This window comes from Peribacillus sp. YIM B13472, from assembly GCF_042788005.1.
GTDB lineage: Bacteria > Bacillota > Bacilli > Bacillales > DSM-1321 > Peribacillus > Peribacillus simplex_E.
Window position 1 is genome coordinate 31,082 of the sequence record NZ_JBHZPG010000027.1, and the last position, 16,271, is coordinate 47,352.

Below are 16,271 nucleotides of genomic sequence, written 5' to 3' on the forward strand. Positions count from 1 at the left end.
TTATACTAGTCTACCCCCGACGTAACGCCTTGTAAAATGGTTAAATGTTATCATGTGCATAACCCAAATCTATGATAGTGCTTACATCAATCATGCTAGATAATTCACTACTTATGAGACAACGCTTCCCTCGTATATTTCAGCCATTCTTTTGCAGCGTATGAAAGGTAATGGTCCTTACTCCATATCAAACCCAAATTCCAACTGATGGAGGGGTTTTTAACCTTGATTGTCTTTACGCGCTCATCATGATGGCATAAACTTTCCGGTAATAGAGCAACGCCAAGTTTACAGTAGACCATTTCCTCAATAAAATCCCAGCGTGAGCTTTCAGTAACGATATGTGGAGAAAAACCAGCTTCATTACAGGATGAAATGATGAGATCTCGAAGGACGTAATCTTTATTGAATAAGATGAAAGATTCGTTTTCCAGGTCGGCCAAATCGATTTCTTCCTTACAAGCATGCGGATGGGTGGGATGAACAATCAAGTTGATGTCTTCTTCCAAAAAAGCAAAATGATGAAAATGTGCGGTGTTGGTTGGCAGGACTATTACTCCTATATCAATTAAGTCATTTTGGACGGATTCTTCTATTTTCTTTGAACCATCCTCTACTAATTGAAAGGTAATATTGGGATAGTCCTCGTGAAAACGGCTAAGAATTCGGGGGAAGAAAGAAGCGTCGATGATCGGCGGCAGCCCGATGCGTATATGTCCCTTTTTTAAACCTAATAAATTGTCCATTTCCGTTTCCAAATTGTGAAAGGCCTTATCAATCAATTTTGCCTGCTCTAAGACAACCCTGCCTGCATCGGTCAAGATCAGTTGCTTACGTGAACGATCAAAAAGCTCAACACCTAGCTCGTTTTCCAGGTTTTTAATCATCTTGCTGATGGTCGGCTGGGTAATGAATAAATGGTCGGCAGCCCGAGTGAAGCTATTGAAATTGGTTACCTCTATAAAGTATTGCAAATGTTTAATATCCATTGCGTCACCTGTTATCCTCGTTTAAAATTAGTTTCATTTTACCCGTAAACGGAAGTGTTTGTAAAACATGATAAGTTTTGCTGGGGTTTCATGCACGCATGAAAAAGCTGGACTCCAAAGGGGAACCCAGCTTATGAAAGGGCTGGCAAGAGTATCTGCCGTAAATTTTATTTGACCAACAAGACGGGCACTGGGGAATGTTGAACGATATAGTGGCTCACGCTGCCTAAGAATTCCTTGAAACCACTCAATCCGCGGCTGCCCATGATGATAAGGTCACAATTCTGGGATTTTGCATGTTCCAATAAAGTCGTGATGGCTGAACCCTCTACGACAAATGTCTGGGATGCATTCGGGATTTCGGATAAAAGCGCTTCCGCTTTTTTAATCACTTCCTTGCCATATTTGAGCATGGATTCTTCAATTTCCTGAAAGGCATTGCCATATATATTTGGTTTGATCGGCAGCGTTACAGCGTGAAGCACTTGGATTTCGATAGCGGGATCCAGCTTCGCTAATTCAATCGCTTTTTCTAAAGATTTAAGTGCCAATTCAGATTCATCATAAGCAACTAATATTTTTGAACATAGCATTGATCGATCATTCCCTTCTTTTAAAGAATATACTCCTAGTATATCAATATAAATCTTTCATGCAGTTTCATATATTATAAATTTTGTGAATATTTATTGAAGTTTACGTTAACGTCAATGTTAGAATAAAGGTAAATAATCCCTTTGCAAAGTGTGGTTTTAGCATGTACACCATTTCTGAGTTAGCAAAAGAATTCGGATTGACGACAAGGACCCTCCGTTATTATGAGGAACTGGGTATGCTTAGGCCAAAGCGTACCGAATCGGGAAAAAGAGTTTACGGAAAGAAAGAATATGCACAGCTCAAAATCATAATGCGCGGTAAGAAGTATGGTTTTTCGTTAGTGGAAATAAAGGATATAGTCCTTTTATTCGATAAGGATAGGACAGGCATTAAGCAATTGGAAAAAACGATTGAAACGGCAGGACAGAAATTAAACGAAATTAATGAACGCATTAAAGAGCTGGATGGGTTGAAGCAGGATTTTGAACAGGTAATCAAAGGCTTTACCGAAACCCTTCATGACTTGAAAGTGAACGATGAAACAGGCAAGCGGTGAAATTAATCTTGAAAATAGGTTTTGATGATAGTGAGAGATGAATATATATTCTAGAAAACAAATGGGGTGCGAATTTGGAAATTCAAGAAACCATTGCAGTTGTGACAGGCGGGGCTTCAGGTCTGGGAGCTGCGACAGTAAGAAACATCATTAAAAAAGGTGGAAAAGCGGTCATATTTGACCTCTCGGAAGAAAACGGCGCTAAAATGGCTCAGGAATTGGGAGATTCAGTGCTGTTTATTAAAACGGATGTAACTAGTGAGGAAAGCGTATCGATAGCATTGGATGAAGGAATGAAAAAATTCGGGAGCATCAATACGGTCATCAACTGTGCAGGCATTGCGATTGCAGAGAAGGTAATAGGCAGAAAAGGTATACATGAATTGAAAGCGTTCTCAAGTGTCGTTCAGATCAATTTGATCGGTACGTTTAACGTAATCAGGCTTGCGGCGGAAAAAATGGTCGGAAATGTACCGAACCAAGAGGGGGAGCGTGGGGTCATTATCAATACAGCTTCGGTAGCTGCCTTTGAAGGACAAATCGGACAAGCTGCATATAGTGCCTCTAAGGGGGGGATTGTTGCTATGACTTTGCCGATCGCAAGGGAGCTTGCCACCAAAGGGATACGTGTAGTATCGATTGCACCCGGTCTATTCCATACTCCGATGTTCGATTCATTGCCTGAAGAAGCTAGGACGTCATTAGGTAAAACCGTGCCATTCCCACCAAGGCTCGGGTATCCCGATGAGTACGCTAAACTAACGGAAAGCATCATAACGAATCCAATGCTGAATGGGGAAACCATCAGGCTTGATGGGGCCATTAGAATGTCACCCAGGTAAGTTGTTAATTCCTTCAGGGCAATCCATTATAAATCTGGAAAAAGAGCCTCCGACAAAGAAATGGAGAGGAGAGAAAACAGATGAAGCATCCATACCTAAGTGAAGATCATGAAATTTTCCGTAAGTCATTCCGAAAGTTTTTAGAGAAAGAAGCAGTTCCCAACTATGAACGATGGGAAGAAGAGAGAATCATTCCCCGGTCATTTTGGGTGAAAATGGGGGAACAGGGTTTTTTATGTCCGGACCTTGGAGAAGATTATGGGGGTTCCGGGGTAGATTGGGGCTTTGCTGTCATAATTAATGAAGAATTGGAAAGAGTCGGTTCTGGTTTCATTGGTTTCGGACTTCACAGTGACATCACCGTTCCGTATATTTCCGCATACGGAAATGAGTCACAGAAACAGCGCTGGCTTCCTAAATGCACGACAGGGGAAATCATTACAGCCATTGCCATGACAGAGCCTGGCACAGGTTCGGATTTGGCCAATATTAAAACGACTGCCATTTTGGATGGAGATCATTACATATTAAATGGCCAAAAGACATTCATCACAAATGGCATTCATTCGGATTTGGTCATCGTTGCCTGTAAAACGGATCCAAGTGCCGTTCCGAAACATAAAGGCGTTAGCTTAGTCGTGGTTGAAAGGGATACACCCGGATTTTCCAGGGGGCGAAAACTGAAGAAACTTGGCTTGCACAGTCAGGATACAGCAGAACTCATCTTCGAGGATTGCCGTGTTCCAAAGGAAAACCTGCTTGGTGAAGAAGGCAAGGGGTTTACTTATTTAATGGAAAAACTGCAGCAGGAACGCCTTGTGGTGGCAATTTGTGCTCAAACCGCATCTGAGGATATGCTAGCCGATACGATTGAGTACGTGAAGGGCAGGGAAGCGTTCGGAAAATCCGTAAGTCAGTTTCAAAATACCCAATTCAAAATCGCGGAAATGGCAACGGAAATCAAAATGGGGCGTGCCTTCCTAGATCAATTGATCGCCAAACATATGGCTGGTGAACAGGTTGTAACGGAAGTTTCGATGGCAAAATGGCGTTTGACGGAGACTGCCAGAAAAATATCCATTGAATGCATGCAGCTCCATGGCGGCTATGGATTTATGGAGGAATACAAGATTGCCAGAAGGTATCGGGATGTTCCGGTAGCAAGCATCTATGCCGGGACAAATGAAATCATGAAGAAAATCATCGCTAAGAATCTGGGTCTATAATAAAAGGATGAGAAGGGGAGAGAGTATATGAGGGAAGTGGTTATCGTTGAAGGGATCCGCACGCCAGTAGGCAGAAGGAACGGTGTCTTGAAAGACGTTCGCCCTGATGATCTGGCAGGGGAAGTATTGAAGAAGCTGATTGAAAAGGCGGGCATCGATCCGGCTATTGTCGATGATGTCATTTTAGGTTGTGTTTCACAGTCGGGAGAACAGGCCGGTGATATAGCAAGGGTCGCTGCACTGATTGCCGGATTTCCGATTGAAGTGCCGGGAACGACGATTGACCGTCAATGCGGATCAAGTCAGCAGGCAGTCCATTTCGCTTCCCAGGCCATCTTGTCAGGTGATATGGATGTGGTAGTGGCCGGTGGTGTGGAAAACATGTCACGAGTTCCCATGGGGTCTAATTATCAAGGTGCTGTAACAAGCCAAAAGTATATGGACTCGTATGAGGTGATCAACCAAGGTTTGTCAGCTGAGAGAATCGCCGATAAGTGGGGAATAACACGGGAAGATTGTGATCAGTTTTCCGTTGAGAGTCATGCCAAAGCAATACGTGCTCAAAAGGAAGGGCATTTTAACCGTGAAGTGATATCAGTAACGGGTACTGATAAAGAAGGAAACCAAATCGAAGTTACGGAAGATCAAGGACCAAGGGGTGGAACTACGCTTGAAGTACTTGCTGGATTGAAACCGGTTTTTCAAGAAGGCGGTTTAATCCATGCAGGGAACTCAAGTCAGATCAGTGACGGTGCTGCCGCTTTATTATTGATGGAACGCAGTAAAGCCGAAGAACTTGGATTGAAACCGCGCTTTAAAGTGCATACACGGGTTGTTGTCGGGTCAGATCCCACCCTGATGCTTACTGGACCGATTCCCGCCACCCAAAAAGCTTTGGAAAAAGCAGGTCTTACAATTGATGATATCGATATCTTTGAAGTGAATGAGGCTTTCGCTCCTGTACCGATTGCCTGGCTAAAAGAAACGGGGGCAGACCACAAGAAGCTGAATCCAAATGGCGGGGCGATTGCCTTGGGTCATCCTCTTGGCGGAAGCGGGGCCCGATTGATGGTGTCGATGATCCATGAGTTAGAAAGGACGGGCGGCCGTTATGGGCTGCAAACAATGTGTGAAGGCCACGGCATGGCAAATGCAACCATCATTGAAAGATTGGACTGAAGCCGGATTATCCATTTATGAACATTCGTAATTCGCACGAAAGTAAAAGCTGAAAAAGGGATGAAGCCGACCATCGGCAGGCTTTGCCTGAACTCTTCCTGTTGATGGTGGTTACTTGAGGAGGAACATGATATGTCAGTAACGATTAAAAATATCTTTGATCAGACGGTTCAGAAATTCCCCATTAAAGAAGCTATCTACGACGTGAGAAGAAATATCCGTTATACGTACATTCAATGGAATGAGCAGGTGAATAGGTTGGCGGCGGCACTTCAAGCGGAAGGGGTGCGAAAAGGGGACAGGGTCTCTACGTACCTTTACAACAATGAAGAGCTTGCAACTGCATTCTTTGCCTGTGCAAAAATCGGTGCAATCTTTAATCCAATCAACTTCCGTTTAATGCCGGAAGAGTTGGCCTTCATCTTGAAAGACGCCGCTCCAAAGGTCGTTTTATTCGAACACGAACTGGAAACGAACGTTGCCGCGGTTGAAAAGCGATTTCCGGAAACGGCTTTTTGGTATATTGATGATGATGTGCCTGGATATGCAAAAGGTTACCGCCAGAAAATGGCCAGTATCTCATCAAAGGCAGATGAAGTGGATGTTCACGAAGATGATATCTATGCCATCATGTATACGAGCGGGACAACCGGACGTCCCAAAGGGGTCATTCACCTTCATAAAGACATGGTCAAACAAGCCGAGATTTTAATAGAGGCCATGAAGTATGAACGCTCTGATATCGGTTTGATCACTGCACCGATGTTTCATTGTGCTGAATTGCACTGTTCCTTTTTACCTCGCATACAGGTCGGTGCCGCAAATGTCATATTACATCAGTTTAATCCCAAAAAGGTCATGGAACTGATTGAATCCGAAGGGATCACCAAGTTTTTTGCTGCACCTACGATGTGGAACATGCTCATCCAGGAAAACTTGGATGAGTACAAATTCCAGAGTTTGAAGCTTGGGCTTTATGGAGCAGCCCCGATGGCTCCAACACTTGTACGTGCCTGTCAGGAGAAACTCGGCATCCAGTTCATCCAAGCTTATGGAATGACTGAAATGGGTCCTGCCATCACTCTCCTAATGGAGGAAGATCAAATTAGGAAAGCGGGTTCTGCCGGCAAGGCTTGTTCCGATCATGAAATAATCATTGCCCGTCCGAATGACGAAGGGCCATCGGATCCCGAGGATATGCTGGAACCTGGGGAAACAGGGGAGATCCTTGTGAAGGGTCCGTGTATCATGCAAGGTTATTTTCAAAAAGATAGAGAGACCGAAAAGGCGCTTTACAAAGGCTGGTACCATTCCGGTGACATCGGTTTCCTGGATGAAGATGGATATCTGTGGGTCAAGGACCGGGTGGACGACATGATTATTTCTGGAGGGGAAAATATTTATCCACGTGAAGTGGAAGATACACTATATGAGCACCAAGGAGTTCTCGACTGTGCAGTACTTGGTCAGCCGGATGATCAATGGGGGGAAATGGTGACGGCCTTCATCGTAGCCAAAGACCCAACGCTTGCGGAAACCGATTTAGAAACCTGGTGTAAAAACAGTGTTACACTAGCGAACTATAAACGTCCAAGAAGATATATCTTCTGTAATGAGCTGCCTCGAAACGCAAGCGGGAAGATACAAAAGTTCTTGCTTCGTAAACATTTGGAAGAAAATGTTGATGGCAAAAGTTTGGGGAACCTTCTTTAATGCCGGGGTCAGTAACCGATACAACCACTGACAAGTTAGGGGGTAAAAGTCATTTAGACTTGCTTGGCATGCGATTTATTTTGGAAGGAAGAAATTTAATAAAGACCGTAACAGATATAGATGAATTATTATATAAATAATAATCCTGTGGAAAAAATCAAGTAGCGAGAATAGTTATCCACAACAAAAGTGCAGCATGGTTAGCATAACATCCCATTTATCCACATAATCCACAGGGTTATCCAGAAATAACATTATTTTCATGGTGATAAGGTGAGTTATTACACTTATGGTTTGTCAGTATTTTCAGAATATATCCACAATATACACAGGGTTGTGGATAAGCTATGTAAATAAAGAAAACATAAGGGGCTGATTTACAGCCCCTTGGTTTGGTTTATCCTGCATATTAACGACTATTATGAGCACGGCGGTCAGCCGCATTTGCCCGGGCTTGTGCCTCGATGTCTTCCTGGTCAGCCAGTTCGGAAGAATATTCAACGTCAAGTCCGTCACTCTTCAGGTTTTTAGGAACCTGAGGAAGTTTCTGTTTGTTCTTATCTCGATTATGGTGTATGTTATTTCGTCCCATGTTAGCGCCCCCTAGAATGAAAAATAAGCTGGAGATGAATTCACTAATCATCTCCAGCTTATTTTGTGTAGAGTGGCTGTTCAAAATGTACGGGAAAAAACTCCAAACTTAACGACGGGATTTCTTCTCGGTATATCCACCAGCTCGATCTGCTTTTTTAAATTCGCGAGCATAAAGAATCGCTTGGGTACTAGTTAAGTTACTTTTCTCTTTATCGTGTTTTTTGAGCAATTAGATCATCTCCATTTCACTTAATATCCCTATTTTTTCCTAAAATGACCCTTTCATACGTGAGAATCTTCTTTCAAGATATTTTGTAAAGCTTCTTTAAGGGTTGGAAAGGAGAAAGTGAATTCTTCCTCTTTAAGTTTAGTGGGAAGGACATTTTGTCCTTCAAGCACAAGTATGCTCATTTCCCCCAGCAGTTTTTTGAGAAAGAAGGGAGGTACGGGTAACCAATGTGGCCGGTGCAGGACAGCTCCTATCGTTTTCCCGAATGTATCCATTTGAACGGGGTTCGGTGCCGTAAAATTGACTGGACCTTCCATCCGCTCATCGTTCATGCAAAAGATGATTGCACGGACCACGTCATGGATATGAATCCAGGAAAGCCACTGATTCCCTTTGCCCATCTTTCCTCCGCCGAATAGTTTATAGGGGAGGACCATCATTGGCAGTGCGCCATCTTTTTCTCCAAGAATCACCCCAAATCTAGTAAAGACCAACCTTTTACTGTAAGAGCGTGATTTAGCCGCTTCCTTTTCCCATAGTTGAACAGTACGGGCCAAGAAATCATCACCAATGGATCCAGAGGTTTCGGTAAAGGTCTCATCGTCCGAAATACCATAATATCCGACTGCACTTGCATTAATGATGACGGACACTTTATCGGGCAGGTTGGAAATGATCCGGTTCATCTCTTTGGAAGCTTCGACCCTGCTTTCGACAATCCCGCGTTTTCGTTCAGGTGTCCAACGCCCGCTGTTCAGGGATTCACCAGCAAGGTTAATGAAAACATCTAGCCCCGCCAATTGCTTTTCCGGCTTTGCCTCCTTGGTCAACCAGCCGATATATGTCAAATTAGTCTGTTTTTTAAATTTTTCGGGATGACGGGTCAAAATATATATATCATGATTTTCTTTTGATAATTCATCAATAAGGGCTGTGCCGACAAAACCGGTTCCACCAGCAATGGCTATTTTCATGAAAACCACTTCCTTTCCCTTTCTTTCCTTCACTTTAACATGCCCATGTTCTTTTTTCATTTTTAGACATGCTATATATAGAAATGGTAAACGTAAAGGGGTAAAGTAGGGGTGGGGGTGGATTTATGCCAAACATAACAAAAATAACAACCCAAAAGAAACGTATAGATCGTTATAACATTTTCGTTGACGAAAAATATGCCTTCAGTGTAGATGAAGAAGTGCTATTGAAATTTCATTTGAAAAAGGGTATGGAACTTGATGACCTGCTTTTGGCTGAAATACAATTCCATGACGAAATCCAAAAAGCATTTACCGATGCACTTAATTATTTATCATACCGTATGCGCTCGGAATCGGAAATTCGCCTTTATTTAAAAAAGAAGGAGACGGAAGAGCCGATCATTAAAGAAGCGATACATAAACTATACAGTTTTAACTATTTAGATGACCTTGAATTTGCCAAGGCTTACGTACGGACCCATGTGAATGGAGGCAATAAAGGGCCCACTACCCTTAAGCTCGAGCTTAAGGAAAAAGGGGTGCAAGAAAAGTTGGTTGTCGAGGCATTGAAGGAATACCCCTATGATATTCAGATTGAACATGCAAGGAAACTTGCTGGAAAAGCGGTCAAAAAGGAAAAAAACATTTCCGAACGAGCTTTAAGGCTGAAAGTTGAACAAACCTTGTTACGAAAAGGTTTCCCTAGAGATGTCATCCATGAAGCACTTGAAGATGTGACGGTTGAAAAGGATGAAGATGAACAATGGGATTCTCTTTGCCACCATGCCGAAAAAATGCAACGCCGATATAAAAACCATGAAGGCTTCGAATATGAACAAAAAATGAAGCAGGCATTATACCGAAAAGGTTTTCCAATAGAATTGATTGAGCGTTATCTTTCCAATCCTGATGGGGATTAAGTGCATAGATAGCCAAATCACTAAATTTTGTTTAATATAGAAGTAAATTAATATTTCATTTAAGGAGTCATATATATGAGCGACGTAAGATACAGCAAGTTGTCCGCCTATGAACTACAACAGGAAATTGCAGCGTTGACTGAAAAAGCGAGAAAAGCAGAGCAATTGGGAATGGTTAATGAATACTCCGTATTGGAACGAAAAGTGACGATGGCCAAGGCCTATTTGTTAAATCCGGATGATTTCAAAAAAGGTGAAATATATCAAATTGACGGAGATCCCGGAGTCTATTTCAAAATTGATTATATGAATGGCGTATTCGCCTGGGGTTACCGCTTAGGTGGTAGCGGTAAGGAAGAAGCACTTCCGATTTCAATGCTGAAATAAAAAGGAACCGGGGAAGAAACCCGATTCCTTCTGGTGTACCAGTTAATTCGATCGCTCGTTTGATGCTTTCATTCTTTCTTGAGGGTGTGTATTAATACTGCCATCTGCACGCTTTGAAGCATATCTTGCCTTTGCACGAGGCTCGCCTTGGAATTTATTATTGTTTTGGTTGGGGAATCCTTTTTGTTTATTTCGCAAATTTTTCTCCTCCAAGCATCAGATTAAAGAAAGAAGCGTTTCCGCTTACAACTAGTATGGGTATGGGACAGTATAGTTCATTCTGTAAAAATATTGGCAATGAGGTGGTTCTAATGAATGATTACCATGAAAGATTAACCAAGATACTGCTTGAGAAAAATGAACACATCACGTATGAGCAAGCTTTGACTTGGGTGGAATTATTATGGGAAGATTTCGAAGCGACCTATGCAAAGGCTGGGCATGAATATGCCGGAGAAGAAATGACATCGCGCGTTGTAAGGACCTGGATTGATAACTATGGTGAGCAATTCCACGAATTCATTGCAAAGAACCCTAAATATCGACAGTTATTAAATCAGCAGAATCGACTGCATTAAAAAAGCTGATTCCAGAGGAGTTCCCTGGAATCAGCTCTTTTTCAATATACAGCGACTACAAAATAATATTCAATTTCTTCTGCAGTTTCGCTTCGCTAAAGATCCAGCCGGTATAAGAATTCAAGATATTCAATTCGCTGTCTAAATGGACTACTGCCACAAACGGGTAATATCCATTGCTTCGGTATCTTAAATCGATAAAACGGACTTCATAATATTCTTTTATCTGTTCAATTTCAAAGCGGTAAACCGGGGAAAAGGAAAGAAAGGCTGCCAAGTTGATATCCTTCTTGGCGGCTTCGAGAATTTCACTTTCAGGTAATGGCACTCGATCGAACGTATCAAGAATCGTCACATATCCATTATCGGCTCGTGCCACATAATAATTCTTTTCGGTAATCACCGCAATTTTCCAGCGGTGAAAACGCATGGTCGGTGATAAAAGAATTTTCCTTGCTCCAGGAATTTGCCGTTTGACCACTTTTTTTATAAAAGCTTGTTCCCTGAATCTGGAAATGTAATAAATGACGAGTATTCCGTAAATGGAAAGAAATAAATAGCCTGGAGGAAATCCAAAGCCCCATAATATCAGGCCGGCAACATGTATTCCAAAAATGAACGGGTCAAATGTATTGATGACCCCTAAAGCTACCCATTTTGATGAAATTGGCCTAAGAGCCTGGGTCCCATAAGCATTGAATATATCCACGAATACATGAAGGAATACGGCTAAAAAGGTCCAAAGCCAAAGATGAAGGTAATTTGCTTCAGGTATGATGGCGAAAAGTGCTCCGCTGATAATCAAGGGCCAAAGTAAAACAGCGGGAATGGAATGCGTGATTCCACGGTGATTTCGAATATATACAGCGTTATTCCTTAATTTTAAAACGGTGTCAATGTCTGGAGCTTGTGATCCCAATATCGTACCTGCTATGACTGCACTTGCAGTGACTGGGCTCTGCGCAATGACAGGATCTAATGTGGCAAGACCTCCAAGAGCAATTCCCATGACAAAGTGAGTACCTGTATCCAAAAAACTAACCTCCCTGCCACAATTTGAAAAAAATGGTCTTCTCTCATCATACCGTATTTATATATTAACCATCAAATGAATAAAATTTTTACTTATTTTCGTGCCCGTTACAAATAAATGGATATGAACATGATATTAAAAAAAGAATGACCTACTATAGGTATTCCCATTTTTGATAAGAGTTTAACATCTTTGGAGGAACTGATGTGAAAGAAATAACGATCCCGACAATAGAAAAAATAAAAATCGAAGAATTTCAAAAAGATTTGGTTTCCTGGTTTCTCGAAGAACAAAGAGAATTGCCATGGAGGGAAAATAAGGATCCATACCGTGTTTGGGTTTCTGAAATAATGCTGCAGCAAACGAGAGTGGACACGGTGATTCCTTATTTCAACCGATTTGTGGAATGGTTCCCAACACTCGAGGATTTTGCCAATGCCGATGAAGAGAAAATCCTAAAGGCATGGGAAGGGCTGGGATATTACTCACGTGTAAGGAATCTGCATAGTGCCGTTCAGGAAGTGAAGGCATCCTATAATGGAATCGTACCGGATGATCCCGAGGAAATTTCAAAATTGAAAGGTGTCGGCCCTTATACAGCTGGTGCGATTCTTAGTATCGCATACGGCAAGCCTGAACCAGCCGTTGATGGAAACGTCATGCGTGTTTTATCAAGGATATTGATGATATATGAAGACATAGCAAAGCCGAAGACAAGAAAAACATTCGAAGCTGCCGTCAGAAAGCTGATCGATCATGAACATACCTCTGCATTCAATCAAGCCTTGATGGAACTTGGAGCATTAATCTGCACACCGGGTAAGCCTGCCTGTCTATTATGTCCCGTTCAAAGTCATTGTCTAGCATTTGAATCCGGGGTCCAGTCGGAGTTGCCGGTGAAAATCCAAAAGAAAAAAACGCGGGATGTACCGATTGTAGCGGCCGTTTTAAAGAATGAAAAAGGTGAATATTTAATTCACAAGCGAGCATCAGAAGGATTGCTTGCAAATCTTTGGGAATATCCGAACTTCGAAAACCATTCATCCCTTTTGCATAAGCGGGAATTCTTCGAGAGTCGGTTTCAGGAAATGTATGGCGTCAAACCTGAAATCACCGAATCACTTGTGAGAATTGAACATGTTTTCTCACATCTCGTTTGGAAAGTGGACACATATATCGGAGTGGTCAAAGAGGCCATCAGTGAAGAGACACTAAGAGAACAGCAACTTAAGTGGGTCAGTGAAGCAGAGATGGAGGAGTTGGCATTTCCGGTTTCCCACCAAAAAATGATGAAGGCGTATAAAGAAAAAGAACGTATTGAATAAAGGCTCTCATTTGGTTGTGTGGTAATATAAGGGTATTGGGGGCATGGAAATGAGGATAGTCATTCAAGCATTCATGGGTTCAATCATCATTCATGCTTTATATTTTGGGAGTGCGCTAATGGTTGGGTCCCTAAAAACGAGCCGATATAAACCGGACATTGAAAATGCGTGGGAACAAGCAGGGGCACTTCAGAATGAAACGGTATTCGGTAAGGTAATTTCACCTTCTTTATATTCGTTAACATTCTTGGGGACAGCCCTGATTTGCGCAATGGCTATAACGTCATATAAAAAAATTGTGATTAAAAAAAGGTGCTAGTGATATTGGGAGCATGAAAGAGGATATCCGCTAAGATATCCTCTTACTTTTGTTGATTTTCAAAGCCATATCCGTATAGAATCAATCATAAAGGGTTTTCGTTCCATGAGTATAATCGGCTTCCTGCCTGTTAAGTCCGCCTCTATTTTCAATTTCTTTGACGATTTCGCTATGGATACTCTGTCCTTCTTGGTTTAAATAAGGTACCATTTGTTGAAGGGAGTGATGAAAATAGGCAAGTTCACTATTTTCCCAATCCGATTTTTTCATCATCGACAACTCTGTCATATCACGTCCAACATACATAACAGTAACACTCCTTAAAAAAAATGATTTTTATTACTCGGTGTTTACTCAGAAAGGATGAATAAACGAATGGAACAAAAAGTGGCACTCGTTACAGGTAGCAGTAAAGGTTTAGGCAGAAGCACGGCAATAAGGCTTGCAGAGGAAGGTTACGACCTCGTTATTAATTATGCCCGGAGCAAGTCAAAAGCATTAGAAGTGGCAGCCGAAATTGAAGCGTTGGGGCGTAAAGCCCTTGTAGTTAAGGCAAATGTCGGTGACGTTGCGAAAGTGAAAAGCATGTTCGAGGAAATCGATGCTTATTATGGACGTTTGGATATCTTCATCAATAATGCGGCCTCAGGAGTGCAGCGTCCGTTGATGGAGCTGGAGGAATCCCATTGGAACTGGACCATGGACATCAATACAAAAGCCCTCCTTTTCTGTGCACAGGAAGCGGCGAAATTAATGGAGAGGAACGGCGGGGGGAAAATCGTCAGCATCAGTTCACTAGGATCCATTCGCTATTTGAAAAATTATACGGCTGTTGGAGTTTCCAAGGCTGCGCTTGAAGCCCTGACAAGATATTTAGCGGTCGAATTGGCTGCAAAAAATATTTGTGTCAATGCCGTTTCAGGCGGTGTGATCGATACAGATGCCCTGAAGTCTTTCCCGAATCGGGATGAAATGCTTGCCGAGGCGGCAGAACAGACTCCGGCTGGACGGATGGTCGAGGTGGAAGATATGGTGAATACCATCCTGTTTTTAATTTCCGATGGAGCAAGTATGATTCGTGGACAAACTTTAATAGTTGATGGAGGCATTTCATTGCTTGTTTAATGTAACTGGAATAATTTAAATGTTTTTAGTTGGATAACACTCCTGGATAATGGTTATCTTATTATCGTGGAGGTGATATCAATGGCTAAAAACATGAATAAATCACAAGCAGGTACTAATGTTCAACAAGTGAGACAACAAAACGCGCAATCTCAACAAGGTCAAGGCCAATTCGGTACAGAATTTGCTTCTGAAACTAACGTTCAAGAAGTGAAACAACAAAACGCGCAATCTCAGCAAAAAAAAGGTCAAGGTCAAGCACAAGGCCAATTCGGTACAGAGTTTGCTTCTGAAACTAACGTTCAAGAAGTGAAACAACAAAACCAAAAATCTCAAAGCAATAAAAGCCAAGGCTAATCGCCGATGAAAAAGCATCCTTCTTTTGAAGGGTGCTTTTTTTTTGCCTTACATTGGATTCGACAAATGTTTCGTCGTGTTTACATATTATGTCAAAGGAGAAAACGGATAAAAATAGAATATACATACTATAGAAAAAATACAGTTTAGGAAGGTGTTTCATGGAGGAATTTAACCGGCTTATAAACAACCAGTTGAAAACGATGGATAAGCTTTTACTTTTACAATCCGAAATCGAAAGATGCCAAGATATAGAGAAGCAACTCCTTGCCCTGGAAGAGGAGAGTGAAGCAGTCACCATTCAGGAAGAGATTCAACTTAAAAAGCAGGAATTGAAAAGTATCCATGATATGTTCGAGAAACAAACGGAAGAAGTCATCCGTTATTTTCAGCAAGGACAGGCTGCCATACGATAAATAACCGGCTAATTTCTTAGTTAAAATGGGTGGATGGTCAGACTTTTTCGACTTATTTACACATTTTCACTGGGAGATTAGCCACTTTTGTTTTAAATTTATGAATAAATCGCTATAATAAAGGAATATAGGGTAAATGGAAAAAAGTATATATTTTTAAATACACACAACAACTGCAAACGGAATAGGGCACAGTACGCTGTCAGGGTGTCTATAGAAAGTAGGGAGAGATAAATGGGGATTGTTCCTGCCGAAGGAGGAAAAATCCAAATCCATAGCTATAAACATAATGGACATATCCATCGTATCTGGGAAGAGACGACCGTTTTAAAAGGGACCCAAAATCTGGTGATAGCAGCGAATGACCGTACTATGGTAACGGAATCAGATGGAAGGACCTGGATTACGAGAGAGCCGGCGATTTGCTATTTTCATTCAAAGTATTGGTTTAATGTTATTGGTATGTTGAGAGAGGACGGGGTTTATTATTATTGCAATATCAGTTCGCCGTTCACATACGAATCGGGAGCATTGAAATACATTGACTATGACCTGGACATTAAAGTATTCCCAGATATGACGTTTAATTTGCTGGATGAGGATGAATATGAAAGGCATCGGAAAGAAATGAATTACCCGGATGCCATCGATTCAATATTGAAACAGAACGTAGACTATTTGATTTATATGATACGCCAGCGAAAAGGACCATTCTCCGCAGAGTTTATTGATAGTTGGTACGAACGCTTTTTAACCTATCGATGATAGAAAAGGCCTGCTGCATAATTGGCAGGCTTTTTCATTATGTATCGTGCCTACACATCTGATTCAATCTTTCAAGAATGCAGGAACCATTAAACCTCCTATAAATGGTTATGAAAGTTAGTGAATGAAATCCTTTTGATAGTT

Annotated in this window: 22 protein-coding genes; 14 read left to right on the forward strand and 8 right to left on the reverse strand. The window is 41.8% G+C overall.

Annotated features, from left to right (window positions below; genetic code table 11):
- Window positions 1-107: 107 nt before the first annotated feature.
- A complete protein-coding gene (gene cidR, locus ACFX4I_RS18720; protein WP_377422269.1) occupies window positions 108-989 on the reverse strand; it encodes a cidABC operon transcriptional activator CidR in 882 nt (293 codons plus the stop codon).
- Between the two features lie 167 nt (window positions 990-1,156).
- On the reverse strand, window positions 1,157-1,582 hold the full coding sequence (locus ACFX4I_RS18725; RefSeq protein ID WP_137020306.1) for a universal stress protein: 426 nt from the start codon (window positions 1,580-1,582) through the stop codon (window positions 1,157-1,159).
- Window positions 1,583-1,746: 164 nt separating this feature from the next.
- Between ACFX4I_RS18725 and ACFX4I_RS18730 the strand changes: the two genes are divergently transcribed.
- The 5 genes from ACFX4I_RS18730 to ACFX4I_RS18750 all read left to right on the forward strand — a co-directional run bounded on the left by ACFX4I_RS18730 (window position 1,747) and on the right by ACFX4I_RS18750 (window position 7,102).
- Complete coding sequence (locus ACFX4I_RS18730) at window positions 1,747-2,142, forward strand: MerR family transcriptional regulator (RefSeq protein WP_098370602.1); 396 nt, start codon at window positions 1,747-1,749, stop codon at window positions 2,140-2,142.
- A 74-nt stretch (window positions 2,143-2,216) separates the two neighbouring features.
- On the forward strand, window positions 2,217-2,984 hold the full coding sequence (locus tag ACFX4I_RS18735; RefSeq protein ID WP_283932588.1) for a 3-hydroxyacyl-CoA dehydrogenase: 768 nt from the start codon (window positions 2,217-2,219) through the stop codon (window positions 2,982-2,984).
- A gap of 80 nt (window positions 2,985-3,064) precedes the next feature.
- Complete coding sequence (locus tag ACFX4I_RS18740) at window positions 3,065-4,210, forward strand: acyl-CoA dehydrogenase family protein (protein ID WP_377422271.1); 1,146 nt, start codon at window positions 3,065-3,067, stop codon at window positions 4,208-4,210.
- A 27-nt stretch (window positions 4,211-4,237) separates the two neighbouring features.
- Window positions 4,238-5,389: a thiolase family protein gene (locus ACFX4I_RS18745; RefSeq protein WP_230302715.1), complete on the forward strand. Its 1,152-nt coding sequence runs from the start codon at window positions 4,238-4,240 to the stop codon at window positions 5,387-5,389.
- A gap of 132 nt (window positions 5,390-5,521) precedes the next feature.
- Window positions 5,522-7,102 (forward strand): fatty acid--CoA ligase, encoded by a 1,581-nt coding sequence (locus tag ACFX4I_RS18750; RefSeq protein ID WP_377422274.1) that lies wholly within the window; start codon window positions 5,522-5,524, stop codon window positions 7,100-7,102.
- A 409-nt stretch (window positions 7,103-7,511) separates the two neighbouring features.
- On the opposite strand, the gene ACFX4I_RS18755 is transcribed toward ACFX4I_RS18750, so the two are convergent.
- The 3 genes from ACFX4I_RS18755 to ACFX4I_RS18765 form a co-directional block, all read right to left on the reverse strand.
- Entirely contained in the window at window positions 7,512-7,694 is a 183-nt protein-coding gene (locus ACFX4I_RS18755; RefSeq protein ID WP_230302717.1) for a YfhD family protein, read from the reverse strand.
- 108 nt (window positions 7,695-7,802) lie between these two features.
- Window positions 7,803-7,925: a YfhE family protein gene (locus ACFX4I_RS18760; protein ID WP_081088510.1), complete on the reverse strand. Its 123-nt coding sequence runs from the start codon at window positions 7,923-7,925 to the stop codon at window positions 7,803-7,805.
- 53 nt (window positions 7,926-7,978) lie between these two features.
- Window positions 7,979-8,899, reverse strand: a complete 921-nt coding sequence (locus ACFX4I_RS18765; RefSeq protein ID WP_377422296.1) for a TIGR01777 family oxidoreductase — start codon at window positions 8,897-8,899, stop codon at window positions 7,979-7,981.
- A 125-nt stretch (window positions 8,900-9,024) separates the two neighbouring features.
- Between ACFX4I_RS18765 and recX the strand changes: the two genes are divergently transcribed.
- Window positions 9,025-9,822, forward strand: a complete 798-nt coding sequence (gene recX / locus ACFX4I_RS18770; protein ID WP_309519437.1) for a recombination regulator RecX — start codon at window positions 9,025-9,027, stop codon at window positions 9,820-9,822.
- A 75-nt stretch (window positions 9,823-9,897) separates the two neighbouring features.
- Window positions 9,898-10,209: a YfhH family protein gene (locus tag ACFX4I_RS18775; RefSeq protein ID WP_034305394.1), complete on the forward strand. Its 312-nt coding sequence runs from the start codon at window positions 9,898-9,900 to the stop codon at window positions 10,207-10,209.
- A gap of 42 nt (window positions 10,210-10,251) precedes the next feature.
- On the opposite strand, the gene ACFX4I_RS18780 is transcribed toward ACFX4I_RS18775, so the two are convergent.
- The gene (locus ACFX4I_RS18780; protein WP_034305387.1) at window positions 10,252-10,407 is read right to left on the reverse strand and encodes a small, acid-soluble spore protein K; all 156 of its coding nucleotides are present in this window, start codon (window positions 10,405-10,407) and stop codon (window positions 10,252-10,254) included.
- A gap of 113 nt (window positions 10,408-10,520) precedes the next feature.
- On the opposite strand from ACFX4I_RS18780, the gene ACFX4I_RS18785 reads away from it, so the two are divergent.
- A complete protein-coding gene (locus ACFX4I_RS18785) occupies window positions 10,521-10,787 on the forward strand; it encodes a YfhJ family protein (protein WP_098370609.1) in 267 nt (88 codons plus the stop codon).
- A gap of 55 nt (window positions 10,788-10,842) precedes the next feature.
- Here the strand turns inward: ACFX4I_RS18785 and ACFX4I_RS18790 are convergent, their stop codons facing one another.
- On the reverse strand, window positions 10,843-11,820 hold the full coding sequence (locus ACFX4I_RS18790) for a metal-dependent hydrolase (RefSeq protein WP_076371135.1): 978 nt from the start codon (window positions 11,818-11,820) through the stop codon (window positions 10,843-10,845).
- A 206-nt stretch (window positions 11,821-12,026) separates the two neighbouring features.
- On the opposite strand from ACFX4I_RS18790, the gene mutY reads away from it, so the two are divergent.
- A complete protein-coding gene (gene mutY, locus ACFX4I_RS18795) occupies window positions 12,027-13,145 on the forward strand; it encodes an A/G-specific adenine glycosylase (protein ID WP_230302719.1) in 1,119 nt (372 codons plus the stop codon).
- A 49-nt stretch (window positions 13,146-13,194) separates the two neighbouring features.
- Window positions 13,195-13,464 (forward strand): hypothetical protein, encoded by a 270-nt coding sequence (locus ACFX4I_RS18800; RefSeq protein WP_377422277.1) that lies wholly within the window; start codon window positions 13,195-13,197, stop codon window positions 13,462-13,464.
- 81 nt (window positions 13,465-13,545) lie between these two features.
- On the opposite strand, the gene ACFX4I_RS18805 is transcribed toward ACFX4I_RS18800, so the two are convergent.
- A complete protein-coding gene (locus ACFX4I_RS18805) occupies window positions 13,546-13,770 on the reverse strand; it encodes a hypothetical protein (protein ID WP_076371141.1) in 225 nt (74 codons plus the stop codon).
- Window positions 13,771-13,839: 69 nt separating this feature from the next.
- Here ACFX4I_RS18805 and fabL point away from each other — a divergent pair, with 69 nt between their 5' ends.
- From fabL to ntdP, 4 genes are all read left to right on the forward strand, one after another.
- Window positions 13,840-14,589 (forward strand): enoyl-[acyl-carrier-protein] reductase FabL, encoded by a 750-nt coding sequence (fabL, locus tag ACFX4I_RS18810; protein WP_230302721.1) that lies wholly within the window; start codon window positions 13,840-13,842, stop codon window positions 14,587-14,589.
- An 81-nt stretch (window positions 14,590-14,670) separates the two neighbouring features.
- Complete coding sequence (locus tag ACFX4I_RS18815; protein ID WP_230302722.1) at window positions 14,671-14,946, forward strand: gamma-type small acid-soluble spore protein; 276 nt, start codon at window positions 14,671-14,673, stop codon at window positions 14,944-14,946.
- A gap of 161 nt (window positions 14,947-15,107) precedes the next feature.
- The gene (locus tag ACFX4I_RS18820) at window positions 15,108-15,362 is read left to right on the forward strand and encodes a YgaB family protein (protein WP_063577340.1); all 255 of its coding nucleotides are present in this window, start codon (window positions 15,108-15,110) and stop codon (window positions 15,360-15,362) included.
- Between the two features lie 234 nt (window positions 15,363-15,596).
- A complete protein-coding gene (gene ntdP, locus ACFX4I_RS18825; RefSeq protein ID WP_063234823.1) occupies window positions 15,597-16,127 on the forward strand; it encodes a nucleoside tri-diphosphate phosphatase in 531 nt (176 codons plus the stop codon).
- Window positions 16,128-16,271 lie beyond the last annotated feature (144 nt).

Coding starts and splice junctions, on each gene's coding strand:
- cidR (WP_377422269.1), bottom strand. CDS start 989: ATGGATATTAAACATTTGCAATACTTTATAGAGGTAACCAATTTCAAT.
- ACFX4I_RS18725 (WP_137020306.1), bottom strand. CDS start 1,582: ATGCTATGTTCAAAAATATTAGTTGCTTATGATGAATCTGAATTGGCA.
- ACFX4I_RS18730 (WP_098370602.1), top strand. CDS start 1,747: ATGTACACCATTTCTGAGTTAGCAAAAGAATTCGGATTGACGACAAGG.
- ACFX4I_RS18740 (WP_377422271.1), top strand. CDS start 3,065: ATGAAGCATCCATACCTAAGTGAAGATCATGAAATTTTCCGTAAGTCA.
- ACFX4I_RS18745 (WP_230302715.1), top strand. CDS start 4,238: ATGAGGGAAGTGGTTATCGTTGAAGGGATCCGCACGCCAGTAGGCAGA.
- ACFX4I_RS18750 (WP_377422274.1), top strand. CDS start 5,522: ATGTCAGTAACGATTAAAAATATCTTTGATCAGACGGTTCAGAAATTC.
- ACFX4I_RS18755 (WP_230302717.1), bottom strand. CDS start 7,694: ATGGGACGAAATAACATACACCATAATCGAGATAAGAACAAACAGAAA.
- ACFX4I_RS18765 (WP_377422296.1), bottom strand. CDS start 8,899: ATGAAAATAGCCATTGCTGGTGGAACCGGTTTTGTCGGCACAGCCCTT.
- recX (WP_309519437.1), top strand. CDS start 9,025: ATGCCAAACATAACAAAAATAACAACCCAAAAGAAACGTATAGATCGT.
- ACFX4I_RS18775 (WP_034305394.1), top strand. CDS start 9,898: ATGAGCGACGTAAGATACAGCAAGTTGTCCGCCTATGAACTACAACAG.
- ACFX4I_RS18785 (WP_098370609.1), top strand. CDS start 10,521: ATGAATGATTACCATGAAAGATTAACCAAGATACTGCTTGAGAAAAAT.
- ACFX4I_RS18800 (WP_377422277.1), top strand. CDS start 13,195: ATGAGGATAGTCATTCAAGCATTCATGGGTTCAATCATCATTCATGCT.
- ACFX4I_RS18805 (WP_076371141.1), bottom strand. CDS start 13,770: ATGTATGTTGGACGTGATATGACAGAGTTGTCGATGATGAAAAAATCG.
- fabL (WP_230302721.1), top strand. CDS start 13,840: ATGGAACAAAAAGTGGCACTCGTTACAGGTAGCAGTAAAGGTTTAGGC.
- ACFX4I_RS18815 (WP_230302722.1), top strand. CDS start 14,671: ATGGCTAAAAACATGAATAAATCACAAGCAGGTACTAATGTTCAACAA.
- ACFX4I_RS18820 (WP_063577340.1), top strand. CDS start 15,108: ATGGAGGAATTTAACCGGCTTATAAACAACCAGTTGAAAACGATGGAT.
- ntdP (WP_063234823.1), top strand. CDS start 15,597: ATGGGGATTGTTCCTGCCGAAGGAGGAAAAATCCAAATCCATAGCTAT.